At 58.8% G+C, this 12,268-nt stretch carries 8 protein-coding genes, 2 rRNA genes and 1 pseudogene; 6 read left to right on the top strand and 5 right to left on the bottom strand.

Annotated elements, in window-relative coordinates; all coding sequences use genetic code 11:
- The 3 genes from rrf (FIV35_RS30365) to FIV35_RS21600 all read left to right on the top strand — a co-directional run.
- Positions 1-81 (top strand): 5S ribosomal RNA (rrf, locus tag FIV35_RS30365); the annotation flags it as partial.
- A 108-nt stretch (positions 82-189) separates the two neighbouring features.
- Positions 190-305, top strand: a 5S ribosomal RNA gene (gene rrf, locus FIV35_RS21605).
- 324 nt (positions 306-629) lie between these two features.
- Positions 630-2,510 carry a methyl-accepting chemotaxis protein gene (locus FIV35_RS21600; RefSeq protein WP_034111183.1) on the top strand — a complete coding sequence of 627 codons (1,881 nt, stop codon included), beginning with the start codon at positions 630-632 and terminating at the stop codon, positions 2,508-2,510.
- A 38-nt stretch (positions 2,511-2,548) separates the two neighbouring features.
- On the opposite strand, the gene FIV35_RS21595 is transcribed toward FIV35_RS21600, so the two are convergent.
- From FIV35_RS21595 to FIV35_RS21575, 5 genes are all read right to left on the bottom strand, one after another.
- Positions 2,549-3,013 (bottom strand): SRPBCC family protein, encoded by a 465-nt coding sequence (locus tag FIV35_RS21595; protein WP_083377922.1) that lies wholly within the window; start codon positions 3,011-3,013, stop codon positions 2,549-2,551.
- Between the two features lie 19 nt (positions 3,014-3,032).
- Positions 3,033-6,410 (bottom strand): amino acid adenylation domain-containing protein, encoded by a 3,378-nt coding sequence (locus FIV35_RS21590; protein ID WP_034136382.1) that lies wholly within the window; start codon positions 6,408-6,410, stop codon positions 3,033-3,035.
- The gene (locus FIV35_RS21585) at positions 6,407-7,354 is read right to left on the bottom strand and encodes a diiron oxygenase (RefSeq protein WP_034136383.1); all 948 of its coding nucleotides are present in this window, start codon (positions 7,352-7,354) and stop codon (positions 6,407-6,409) included. The genes FIV35_RS21590 and FIV35_RS21585 overlap by 4 nt, the downstream gene beginning before the upstream one ends.
- The gene (locus tag FIV35_RS21580; protein ID WP_034136384.1) at positions 7,351-8,109 is read right to left on the bottom strand and encodes a DUF3050 domain-containing protein; all 759 of its coding nucleotides are present in this window, start codon (positions 8,107-8,109) and stop codon (positions 7,351-7,353) included. The genes FIV35_RS21585 and FIV35_RS21580 overlap by 4 nt, the downstream gene beginning before the upstream one ends.
- Before the next feature lie 389 nt (positions 8,110-8,498).
- Positions 8,499-9,209 carry a GntR family transcriptional regulator gene (locus FIV35_RS21575; RefSeq protein ID WP_034095238.1) on the bottom strand — a complete coding sequence of 237 codons (711 nt, stop codon included), beginning with the start codon at positions 9,207-9,209 and terminating at the stop codon, positions 8,499-8,501.
- Positions 9,210-9,423: 214 nt separating this feature from the next.
- On the opposite strand from FIV35_RS21575, the pseudogene FIV35_RS21570 reads away from it, so the two are divergent.
- The 3 genes and pseudogenes from FIV35_RS21570 to FIV35_RS21560 form a co-directional block, all read left to right on the top strand.
- Positions 9,424-9,516, top strand: a pseudogene (locus FIV35_RS21570) (ABC transporter permease); the annotation flags it as partial.
- A gap of 59 nt (positions 9,517-9,575) precedes the next feature.
- A complete protein-coding gene (locus FIV35_RS21565; protein WP_034136385.1) occupies positions 9,576-10,496 on the top strand; it encodes a LysR family transcriptional regulator in 921 nt (306 codons plus the stop codon).
- A gap of 235 nt (positions 10,497-10,731) precedes the next feature.
- On the top strand, positions 10,732-12,267 hold the full coding sequence (locus FIV35_RS21560) for an MFS transporter (RefSeq protein ID WP_034136386.1): 1,536 nt from the start codon (positions 10,732-10,734) through the stop codon (positions 12,265-12,267).
- Position 12,268: the final 1 nt, after the last annotated feature.

Genomic DNA, 12,268 nt, shown 5'->3' with positions numbered 1-12,268 from the left:
CATCCCGAACTCAGCAGTGAAACGATGCATCGCCGATGGTAGTGTGGGGTTTCCCCATGTGAGAGTAGGTCATCGTCAAGATTAAATTCCGAAACCCCAATTGCGAAAGCAGTTGGGGTTTTGTTTTATGTAGAAGTCCACGAATTTTCACCGGAACGATGCTCAAGGTCGATCTGGTACACAGAATTTCTTGACGACCATAGAGCATTGGAACCACCTGATCCCATCCCGAACTCAGCAGTGAAACGATGCATCGCCGATGGTAGTGTGGGGTTTCCCCATGTGAGAGTAGGTCATCGTCAAGATTAAATTCCAAAGCCCCTGTCTGCTAACGCAGGCAGGGGTTTTGTCGTTTATAGGGAATTAATAGGCGTCAAATCAAAGATTCGCCATTGAAGGGTGTCATAGGCTGGTTTAATGATTTTTGGTAGTTCGGATTTACCGCCTGTCGGTTTAACACTCAAAAAGAGGATGTTTCCCACAAAACCTTAAGATTTCACTCCGTTTGGCCGAAAGCCTGATGAGCCATGCGTGCACCGAAATAGAGCGGCCCGAGAAGCCGGCTATACCGTTACATGGAATGTTCCGTTCGGCACGCTCATCCCCCTTTGGCAAAAGAAGTCGACGAAATGAATCTCAAGTTCAGCCACAAAATTCTGCTAGCTGCGTCAGGCGTCGTAGTCCTAGCCTTCGCATTATTCACGCTTTACAACGATTATCTGCAACGGAGCACGATCAAGCAGAACCTGGAGTCGTCTATCCAGCAATCCGGTGAGCTGACCGCCAGCAGCGTGCAGAACTGGCTCAGTGGCCGAATACTGGTGCTTGAAAGTCTCACGCAGAACATTGCCCATCAAGGCGATGCCGCGGATCTGCCAGGTTTGGTGGATCAACCCGCATTGACCTCAAATTTCCAGTTCACCTATGTCGGTCAAACCAACGGCGTTTTCACCCAGCGTCCTGACGCCAAAATGCCTGACGGCTACGATCCGCGTCAGCGCCCTTGGTACAAGCAAGCCGTGGCCGCCGATAAACCCATGCTTACGCCGCCGTATATGGCCGCAGTGGGCGGGCAGATTGTCACTATTGCCATGCCGGTTAAAAAGAACGGTGAATTGCTCGGCGTGGTCGGTGGTGACCTGAGCCTGCAAACCTTGGTAAAAATCATCAACTCGGTGGACTTCGGCGGTATTGGCCATGCGTTCCTGGTCAGCGGTGACGGCCAGGTTATCGTCAGCCCTGACGAAGACCAGGTGATGAAGAACCTCAAGGACATCTACCCAGGCACCAGCGTCCGTATCGAGAAGATTAATCAGGACGTTGTACTCAATGGCCAGGATCGCATTCTTTCATTCACCCCCATCACCGGGTTGCCTGGCGCGGATTGGTACATTGGTCTGTCGATCGATAAAGACAAGGCCTACGCCCCGCTAGGTAAATTCCGCACATCTGCGTTAATCGCCATGCTAATCGCGGTAGTTGCGATTGCCGTGCTGTTGAGTCTGTTGATTCAAGTATTGCTGCGCCCCCTGACCACCATGGGTGTTGCCATGCAGGATATCGCTCAAGGCGAAGGCGATCTGACGCGTCGCCTGGCAGTCACCAGCAAGGATGAGTTCGGTGAAGTTGGCAGTGCGTTCAACCGGTTCGTGGAACGTATTCATGCGTCGATTTCCGAAGTGTCTTCGGCCACACGTCAGGTGCATGACCTTTCCCAGCGCGTGATGGCGTCGTCCAATGCCTCGATCATCGGCTCCGACGAGCAGAGCGCACGCACCAACAGCGTCGCCGCGGCGATCAATGAGTTGGGGGCAGCGACTCAGGAAATCGCACGGAACGCTGCTGATGCGTCCCAGCATGCCAGTGGTGCCAGCGAGCAGGCCGACGATGGGCGCAAAGTGGTCGAACAGACCATCTTGGCCATGTCGGAGCTGTCTCAGAAAATCAGCCTATCGTGCACGCAGATCGAAACCCTGAATGCCAGCACCGACAACATTGGTCACATACTTGATGTGATCAAAGGCATTTCCCAGCAAACCAACTTGCTTGCCCTTAACGCTGCGATCGAAGCTGCGCGTGCCGGTGAGGCTGGCCGTGGGTTCGCAGTGGTGGCCGATGAGGTTCGCAACCTGGCTCACCGAACCCAGGAGTCCGCCGAAGAGATCCATAAAATGATCACTTCGCTTCAAGTGGGTTCGCGTGAAGCGGTGACGACGATGAATGCCAGTCAGGTTTCCAGCGAGGAAAGTGTTGAGGTCGCCAACCAGGCCGGCGAGCGCCTGGTCAGTGTGACGCAGCGTATTGTTGAGATCGACGGCATGAACCAGTCCGTCGCGGCGGCCACCGAAGAGCAGACCGCCGTGGTGGAGACGCTCAACGTGGACATCAACCAGATCAATCTGCTGAACCAGCAAGGTGTGGAAAACCTCAACGAAACCCTGAGGGATTGCGATGCACTGTCACAGCAGGCCAATCGTTTGAAGCAATTGGTCGACAGCTTCAAGATCTGACTCGCCGGGGCACGCCGTAGGAGCGCGCCAACTCGCTCCTACGGCTTGTCGAGTAATTTACGTACGTTGTTCAGGGCGCTGTCGGCAAAGTCCTGCACGAACGCTTCGAACCCCTTGCGCGTTGTGTCTTCGGGTTCCGCGATGATCGTCCAGGTGACCTTGGCGCTCTGGGCGCCAAGTGCCTGCACATTAATCGCTGCCCACAGTCTGGCCACGCCCAAGGTGTTGTAGATCGTGGTCCATGTCATGTGCATGGCGTCGTCATCTCGACTGTTGAGTTGTTCGACCGCACAGTTGCCGTCATGGAAAATTTTTGTACGCAAAGCGCCCACGCCCGTGCCAATCATTTCAATGCGCGACAGGGCAGGGATAAAGGCATCAAAGTTGGAAAATCGCCCCACCAGATCCCATACACGAGCGGCCTCGCAGTTGACTATGACGCCGGCAACGATTGGCACGCCGTTTGGGTTGCGAATTAACGTATCGGGTTGCAGCGCTTTCATGAAGTTGTCCTGAAACGGTTCAAAGGAAGCCTATGGTTTTGAGGTAGTTACAGCCCTTGTCCAAGAGTGCCCGGTCTTTTTCGGGATACTGCTCGCCCATGTTTTGAACACCTCTGCGTGCGTTGTCATGCAGGATCCTCGTGGTATCGCCGATGTCTTTGTCCAGACGATCGAGATAGAACCCCAGTACCCCAAACAATGCGTTGTCCGGGCTCACGGCCCGTAGCGCCTGCTGCCATTGCGTCACACAGACTCGCTCAAAGCAGTAACCCGCGCGACTGAACGCATCCAGGTATTGCTCCCAACTCAACAGCTGTGGGTTATGCAGATTGAACACGCAACTATCGGCATTAAAACCGGCACTGTGAAAGGCGATAAATCGCGCCAGGAAGTCCACAGGCATCAGATCGAAATTCAAATGCAATTGCGGTAGCAGGCCTAATTGCAGCGACCCTTTGAGCATCAACATCAGGCGATTCTTGTGCGGTTGGCAAACACCGTTGCGGCTGTTGAAACTGATGTTGCCGGGGCGATGGATATTCACCCAGGCGCCTTGCTCCACCGCTCGTCCCAACATTCGCTCAGCCACCCACTTGGACAGGTTGTAGCCGTTTTTGATGAACAGCGGCAGCGACGCGCAGGCCGGAGCCTCGAGCACATGCCCTTGGGTGTCGACGCTGCTGGAAGCCGACAGCGTCGAGACAAAGTTGAGGATTTTCTTACTGTGGGTCTCACAGAGGCGCAGGCATTCGAAGACGGGGTCGACGTTGTCCCTGGTCAGTGACGCATAGTCCATCACATGGTTGACCTGTGCGGCGTTGTGCACCAGCACACCGAAGCCATGGGCGAGTGTGACATATGCGTTTTCGTCCAATCCCAGGCGTGCTTGGCTGATATCCGCAGCGAATACCTGCACACGACTCAGGTCCAGATGCTCCAACTGATAGTCGCGTAGCGCTTGGGTAAACCGTGCCGTTGCGCATTGCCCGGGCCGCTCGCGCACCAGGCACGCCACTTGAGTCGCACCGCCGGCCAGCAGCGCCTGAACAATATGGACGCCGACGAAACTGTTGGCCCCGGTCACAATCACTTTGCGCGGATCGCCTGCGCACGCGGCGGGTAGCATCTTGATGCTCCATTCGCGTTGCGCATCTCGTACGGCTTGGCTAGAGGACGCGTCGGGCAGCTCACCGTCTTCCATCAGCGTGGCGAGGGTACGAAGGGTGGGTGCTTCGATGAAATGGCTCAAGGCGAAACTGCGGCCAAATTGTTCGCGTACACGCAGTAACAGGGCCGACAGCAAGATCGAGTGACCACCTAGATCGAAGAAGCTGTCATCGACGGATAACTCGGCGCCATCCAGCCCTAGAAGCACTCCCCACAGGTTGGCCAGGCGCGCTTGAAGCGGTGTGTGTGCCACACGGCGTCGATCTGCAATAGTGAGCCGCAACGGCTGTGCAAGCAGGGCTTGCCGATCGACTTTGCCATTGTCGGAACAAGGTAGGGCAGGCAGCTCGGCCCATGCATTCGGTTGCATGTAATCCGGAAGCCACTGGCGTGCGTGCTGTTTCAGCGCTTCGAGGGTCGAGCCGTGATCGGGCTGCGCAACAAAGGTGCAGATCCGGTCATCGCGGTCGATCGCCACGGCCACCTGACGATAGAGCCGGCTGTTGCGCAAACACTCCTCAATCTCCCGCGGCTCGACCCGAAAACCACGGATTTTTACCTGATCGTCCTGTCGTCCGCCCAGCAGAATGCCATCGGCGCTCCACTGTGCCAGGTCGCCGCTGCGGTAGGCCCGCAACGATTGGCCGCCCGGCAGCGGTAAGTCGACAAACGCGCTCGTCGTTTGCACCTGTGCATTCAGGTAACCCAGGCTGACGCCAGGGCCGACGAGGTACAACTCGCCCATCACCTGTTCATCCACAGGCTGCAGATGCTCGTCGAGAATCAGTACCTGGCTGTTAGCAATGGGGCGGCCGATATTGCGGTTGCTGTCATCCGGGGTGAATGTGCGGTGGGTTACCAGCACAGTCGCTTCGGTAGGACCATACAGGTTGTGGAACTGACACTGTCCAGCCAGGCGCTCGATGACATGGGGCTCGCACACATCGCCGCCGGTGAGCAGTTGCGTTAGGCCCAACGGTTGATCCAGCGGCAAGATGCTGAGCAGCGCAGGTGGCAGGAACGCGTGAGTGACGCATTGCCGTCGCAGCAGCGCCAGCAGTAGCTCCGGATCGCGCCGTTGCGCTTCATTCGGGATGATCAGCTCGGCGCCGGCAGTCAGGGCGGGGACGATATCGATCAGCGACGAGTCGAAACTCAGTGGCGAAAATTGCAGGACACGGGCGTGTTCATTCAGTTTCATGCACGCCCCACACCAGGCGGTGAAATGTGCCAGGTTGCCCTGGCTCAGCAACACCCCCTTGGGCTGACCCGTGGTACCCGAGGTGTAGAGCACCATGCACGGTGCATCCAGGCACGGACGCTGTCGCATCGGCAAGGGCGGGTTGCCGACGGTGCAGGGCTCGATACTGCTGACATCCAGTGCGGTAAAGCGCTCCCGCAGAGGGTGTTCGCCCGCATCCAGCAAGAGCCGGGCTCCGGCAGTCTCCAGCATGAGCTGATGACGTTGTGCAGGCTGGTCCGGACCCAACGGCAGGTAGACCGCGCCGCTGCCCAGGACAGCCAGCATGCTCGCATACAGCTCGATGGATTTATCCAGACACACACCGACCACTGCGGGGGCTTCAAACGCCTCCAGCAAAAGGTGCAAGCGCTGTTGAATCGCCGCGGCCCGACGGTGCAAGTCGCGGTAGCTCACGGCATAGCCATCGATGTTCAGCGCTGGGCGCTCGGCGAAGGCGTGCAGGCTGGCTTGCATCCGTTCCATCACCGGCACTTGCGCCTTCTGCATCAATGCGGGGTTTGCCGTGCAATTGAATCGATGCATGAACGCCAACGCATCGAGCCCCAGCAGGCTCTGTTCGGGCCAGTCATTGCCCGTGGTGCTGATCGGCACGTACGCAGGGTCCCGTGAGAATTCACTGACCTGCAGCGCGACCCAGTCCACCAGGGCGTTCGTCACCTGCTTACGCTGTCGTTCGCCGTTACCCGTAGGCTCGTCGGCGATCTCCAGCGCTCCGTGCAATCGCCTCTGGCGGTCATAAGCGCGCAGTTGCAATGCTGGCAGCCCGTACTCGGTGGCGGCGCCCACCCCCAGGCGCAGGCGGATACAGGGCGCTTCGCCGATATCGCTTGGCAGCGGCAGGCTACCGTCTTCAATCCACAGATCGACGGCTTCGTCCCCCGTCGCGTGGCCGTATTGCTCCAGCATCTGCCTGATAGCCTGCAAAGCAGCACTGGTGCCGTTCCAGCCGATGGTCAGGCGCTTCATGCCAATCTCCTATTAACCGGCATGTAGTCGTTCAGTGCCCGCGCCACGCTTGGCGTTTGCAGCAGGCCGCTGTTATGCACAAAGCCCAGGATGTTGCCCATCAAGGGGTGCTGGCGATGGATGGGGAATGCCAGTGCGTTGATGTCATCGCGCAATGCACGGCGCACGTCCGTGCTGACGTCTAGATGCTCGATCAGGTGCAGGTCGAAATGCTTTTGCAGTTGGTTGGTCAGGTAACGCGAGAGGAACGTCGGCAGCGCCTGAGCGATGGCATCGCGGTCGTTCGGGCTTGCGCTTTGCCAGTAGCTGCGTACCAGGCAGGTCCAGAACTGCGCGTGGCGCCCTTCATCGAACAGGTGGTCGGCCATCAGGCCCCGGATCGAGCCTTTGACGCTGCTGTCTTTGGAGAACGCGGCCACTTCGTGGGTGACGGTGTTTTCGGCAATGGCCACGCCAATCAGCTCCACGGCATCGCGCAAGTGAGCCGGCACCTGCGCTTGCGCCGCTGGCAGGGCCAGGCTCAGTTCAATGTGTGTCGGCAGCTCAAGTGGCTCGATGCCTGTCATGGTTACGGTCTGTTGCAGGAAATCCAGAGCGACCAGCGCGTGGTAGTCCTCGTCCACCACGACGGTCATCGCGTCGACGCGACAGGCGAGGGGAAAGGGCAGCGAGAAGCGATTCTTGGCGATGGCGCGAGCAGTCTTGTCGACGATTTCCGTTTCGAAAATCACAACGTCATTGATGAACTTATAAAAACTTTGCACCAGCACAAAGTCGCGCCACTGCGGGCAGTGCTCAGTAAAGGTGGCACTGAGTACCAGAGGCTGGCGGCACAAGGGGAAGATCAATTTGTCGTCGTTTTCCAGCAAGCGGCGTGGACGTGTGCGAATGGTTGCGCGGCGCTCCCAATCGTCGGCAAAGGCTGGGTAACCGGCCATATTCATGGCTGCACCTCCAGCAGCGAGGCTCGAACCTCATCCCAAAGCGTGATCCGGCTTTGCATGGCTGCGAGAGCGGCGTCGTGGGCTTGTTGCGGGTAAGTCGGATGGGCATCGGTCAAACGCTCAAGTAAACGCTGCGCTGCCGGCCCGTGATCCTGAGCGTCCAGCTCGATATGACGGTTGAGGTAGGCACATAAGGTTGGCGCGTGCTCTCGAATCAACGTGCCGGCGTGCAGTAGCTGCTCGAACATGCTTGGGATCACGCGTTCGCGACTATGAAGAAACACCGCTGCTACGCAGTGGGTGGGGGCGTTCAATGCGATCTGCAACGTATCGCTGACAAAGCGGGCCGCGCCGCGCGGTACTTGAGCCCTAAGCAACGCCGTATTGGCGGCCAGGCCTTGGCGTTGCAGCGCAATGAAGTGTTCGATTGAAGCGGTGCTGGCACCGACTTCATCCATGGCTTCCAGATACAGCTGGAAATGGCTGCACTGGCCCTCTTGGGGGTGTTGGTCGGATTCTTCCTCCAGCACGATCTCGTTGATCAGGCGAGCAGCCGCCGGGTCGGTAGGCGGTAGCCAGGGCAAGCGTGTACAGGTCAGGTCTTGTTGGAGGCGTTTGAGCAGGGTCATGAAGTCCCAAACCGCGTACACATGACTTTCCATGAACTTTTTTAATGTGTGAATAGAAGTTATTTCTTTGAATAATGGGTGGGCGCAAAGGCGCTCTGCTCTTTGTGCAAGTAAGGATTGATACATGCTGGATGCCTATAAGTTATTGCGTCAACTGTGACTACAGCGATGGGCTTTTTTGAACGGCAAGTAGATAAGGGGATATAAGCCAGGCGTGGCGCAATCCCTCTGTCTAAGGGCTGCGCGCCCTGAATAAGGAGCCGGGTTAATGCCGAAGATAATAGTCAGGCTAACTAATTTGGCGAGCATATAAATGTGTTAGATGTTTTTCTAAATAATATCTTTTGTCAGTAAGTCGCTTTATATAGGTGGGAAAGTTCTTTGCCGCGCGCCCTCGCCTTGAACCCGGTACTGATGTTGGCGTTCTTGGGAGGGCAGTCGTTATTGAATAACGCACGTCACGCGCTGGAGCAGCAACCCTGCCGCGCTCAAGGGGGCAGGGCGAACGTTATAGGTTATTGCGGGCCTTTCTGACTGGCGACGTCTGGGCCATTGAGGTAAGTCCTGATCACTTCCATCCCGCGCATCAAGTGATTGCGCAGGGTCAGGACGCTTTCCTGGACTTTCTTGCGTGCGACCAGATTCAGCAGTTCCCGGTGGTCTTCCTGGGACGTCTCGCCCAGCCCCATGGCTTCCAGATTGAAGCGCAGGAAACGCTCCTCTTCGTTCAACCCGTGCTCCACCAGTTTGAGCAGCCGCTGGTTAGGGGCTTTGCTGTAAAGGGTCATATGGAACAAGCGATTCAGGCGGCCTATCTCGGTGTAGTCTTTTTCTTGCTCCAGCGCACAAATCAACGCGTCAGCCTCGGCGATATCGGTGTCGGTGAGCAAAGGAATCGACAAGCGCAGCGCTTCGGATTCCAGCAACATCCGCAGCTCATAGGTTTCGGCCGAGTTGTCTTCGATCAACGGAGCGACCACGGCGCCCTTGTGAGTCACCACATGCAGCAGTGACTGGGCTTCGAGTTGGCGCAAGGCTTCGCGCACCGGCATGCGGCTTACCCCGAACAGGCTGGCCAACTCCTGCTGACGCATGGCGGTCCCGCAGGGCAGGCGCCCATCGAGGATGGCGTTGCGCAAGGTTTCTTCTATGACGGAGCGAGCAAGGTGAGCGGGAATCGGACCGCTGATCTTGATGCTGTTCAAAGGTGTAGGCTTCTGCGTCACGGTTACGCTGCCCTCCTTATTGGAATGGCTGATGGCTAATTGGATCCAAAGCACACTAGTGACTGCCCATAAGCTTGTCAAACACGCACGGTTTCGGCTTGTAAGTGGTTCAACACCACGCTCCGCGCACTCACAGCATGCCTTTATCGCGTCTTACAAACCACGTGGAAGCGACCTCAGCTTAGGCGCTCCACTGTGAGCGCTATACCGTTTCGCGGTGGTGATCCTCATCGGCCTGCTGGTGGAGAACCTGGTGTTCGATACCGTCGAACGGCTGACGGTCAAGCGCTGGGGCATGCAGCGCTGATAGATCCAGCCTGATACGATTGCGCCCAGTTCACTCCTGACCGCTTACGAGTGCTTGGCATGCAACTACCGGATATGAACCTACTGGTCGCCCTCGACGCTTTGCTCGACGAGGGCAGTGTGGTCGGCGCCGCGCGCCGCATGAACCTCAGCCCGGCGGCCATGAGCCGTACTCTCACGCGCATACGTGAAGCGGTGGGCGACCCGATCCTGGTGCGCGCCGGGCGTGGCCTGGTGCCGACTCCCAAGGCCTTGCAGTTGCAAGAGCAGGTGCGCAACGTGGTCGAGCAGGCGGCGCTGTTGTTTCGCTCGGCCGACCGAGTGGACCTGAGTACCTTGCGCCGGCGCTTCAGCGTACGAGCCAATGACTTCTTTATCGGTGTGTACGGCGGGCGGCTGTTCGACACCATGGAGCGCGTCGCACCGCTGTGCGAGCTGTGTTTCGTGCCCGAAGGCGACACCGACGACGAAGCGCTGCGCGAAGGTCGACTGGACCTGCGTGTGAGCAACACCATGCCCGCCAGCCCTGAAGTGAAAGTACAAAATCTGTTCTCCACCACTTTTGTCGGCCTGGCGCGGCAAGATCATCCCTTGTTCGATGAAGAAATCACCGCCGCCCGCTTCGCCAGCTATTCCCACATCAGCATCTCGCGGCGCGGCATCGCCCGTGGGCCGATCGATACGGCCCTCAATGCCCAGGGCCTGGAGCGCCGCGTGGCGATGATCGCACCGGGGTTTCACGGCGCAATGTTTATGCTGCCCGACTCCGACCTGCTTCTGCCGGTGCCCAAGGAAGCGCTCTACAGCGCCAACCGACTGAAGCTGCCCCTGCGCGCGTTCCCGCTGCCCATCTCCTTGCCGACACTGGTGTTGGCCCAGTCCTGGCACCCGCGCTTCGACAACGACCCGGCGCACAAATGGCTGCGCGAGACCCTGCGTGAAAGTTGCCATGCCACCTGGCTGGAAGCTCAACCCACCTGACCTCTAAATCATGCAGGGTCAAAATGTGGGAGGGGGCTTGCCCCCGATAGCGGTGTAAAGATGGAAAAAACCGTGGCTGTCACAAAGCATCGGGGGCAAGCCCCCTCCCACCTGGAGATTTTGGCCGGGTTCGGGATTGCGTTTGGCGCACTTATAAGCTGCCGATAAGTAACTTTTTGTCATGTGTTAGCCTGATTAAACTGCTCGGGTATTTCCTACGCCGAGTTACCTGTTCATGACGTCCCTCGCTGCCCCCACCCTTGCGGCCGCAGCCCAACCCACCGCCATCGCCCCGCCCGTATTCGGCCCGCGCATCATCATCGGCCTGGTCGGCGTGTTGCTGGCGGTGCTGGTGTCCGGTCTCAACGAGATGGTCACCAAGATTGCCCTCGCCGACATCCGTGGCGCGCTCGCCATCGGGTTTGATGAAGGCACCTGGCTGGTCGCCGCGTATACCGCCACCTCCGTGTCGGCCATGGCCTTTGCGCCCTGGTGCTCGGTGACTTTTTCCCTGCGGCGCTTCACCTTGTGGGCCATCGGGTTGTTCACCTTGCTTGGGGTGCTGTGCCCGTTCGCGCCGAACTACCAAAGCCTGCTGGCGCTGCGCACCCTGCAAGGCCTGGCCGGTGGCGCGCTGCCGCCGATGCTGATGACCGTGGCGCTGCGTTTTCTGCCGGCCAACGTCAAGCTGTACGGCCTGGCCGGTTACGCACTTACCGCCACTTTCGGCCCGAGCCTGGGCACGCCGCTGGCGGCGTTGTGGACCGAATACGTCGGCTGGCAATGGGCGTTCTGGCAAATCGTCGCGCCGTGCCTATTGGCGATGGCCGCCGTGGCCTACGGGTTACCGCAGGACCCGCTGCGCCTGGAGCGCTTCAAGCAATTCAACTGGCGCGGCCTGCTGCTGGGCTTCCCGGCGATCTGCATGCTGGTCATCGGTGTGCTGCAAGGCAATCGTCTGGACTGGTTCGAGTCCGGCCTGATCACCTTCCTGCTCAGTGGCGGCAGCCTGTTGCTGGTGCTGTTCCTGTTCAACGAATGGTCGCAGCCGCTGCCGTTTTTCAAGCTGCAGATGCTGGGCCTGCGCAACCTCGCGTTTGCCTTGATCGTGCTGGCGGGCGTGCTGATGGTGCTGACCTCGGTGATCCTCATCCCGTCGAGTTTTCTCGCCCAGGTGCAGGGATACCGGCCGCTGCAAACCGCACCGCTGATGCTGCTGATGGCGCTGCCGCAACTGATCGCGCTGCCGTTGGTGGCTGCTCTGTGCAACCTGCGCTGGGTCGATTGCCGCTGGGTGCTGGGGGCGGGGCTGGGCATGCTGGTGCTGTCCTGTGTGGGCAGCGCGCACCTGACCTCGGCGTGGATTCGCGACGATTTCTATGTGCTGTACCTGCTGCAAATCTTCGGACAGCCCATGGCCGTGTTGCCGTTGTTGATGCTTTCCACCGGCAGTATCCAACCGGTGGAAGGCCCATTCGCCTCGGCCTGGTTCAACACCGTCAAAGGCCTCGCCGCCGTGATCGCTACGGGTGTGCTGGATGTGCTGACCACCCGCCGGGTGCATTTTCATTCGAGCAGGCTGGTGGACGGCCTCGGTAATTCGCCCCTGGCCGACGCCGATGCCCCGGGCCTGGCGCACCGTCTGCACGAGCAGGCCGTAGTGCTCACTTCTTCGGATCTGTACTACGTCATGGCCGCGGTGGCGGCGGCGTTGATCCTGCTGATTTTCTGGATGCCCACGCGGATCTATCCGCCGCGCGCACCGACCTAGC

The sequence above is a fragment of the Pseudomonas rhodesiae genome, assembly GCF_007858255.1.
Taxonomy (GTDB): Bacteria; Pseudomonadota; Gammaproteobacteria; order Pseudomonadales; family Pseudomonadaceae; genus Aquipseudomonas; species Aquipseudomonas rhodesiae.
Note: the sequence above shows the minus strand (reverse complement) of the source record. Positions and strands in the feature narration are given on the sequence as shown.

Excerpts from the sequence above, each read along its gene's own strand:
- FIV35_RS21600 (WP_034111183.1), top strand. The coding sequence starts at position 630 with ATGAATCTCAAGTTCAGCCACAAAATTCTGCTAGCTGCGTCAGGCGTC.
- FIV35_RS21595 (WP_083377922.1), bottom strand. The coding sequence starts at position 3,013 with ATGAAAGCGCTGCAACCCGATACGTTAATTCGCAACCCAAACGGCGTG.
- FIV35_RS21590 (WP_034136382.1), bottom strand. The coding sequence starts at position 6,410 with ATGAAGCGCCTGACCATCGGCTGGAACGGCACCAGTGCTGCTTTGCAG.
- FIV35_RS21585 (WP_034136383.1), bottom strand. The coding sequence starts at position 7,354 with ATGAATATGGCCGGTTACCCAGCCTTTGCCGACGATTGGGAGCGCCGC.
- FIV35_RS21580 (WP_034136384.1), bottom strand. The coding sequence starts at position 8,109 with ATGTATCAATCCTTACTTGCACAAAGAGCAGAGCGCCTTTGCGCCCAC.
- FIV35_RS21565 (WP_034136385.1), top strand. The coding sequence starts at position 9,576 with ATGCAACTACCGGATATGAACCTACTGGTCGCCCTCGACGCTTTGCTC.
- FIV35_RS21560 (WP_034136386.1), top strand. The coding sequence starts at position 10,732 with ATGACGTCCCTCGCTGCCCCCACCCTTGCGGCCGCAGCCCAACCCACC.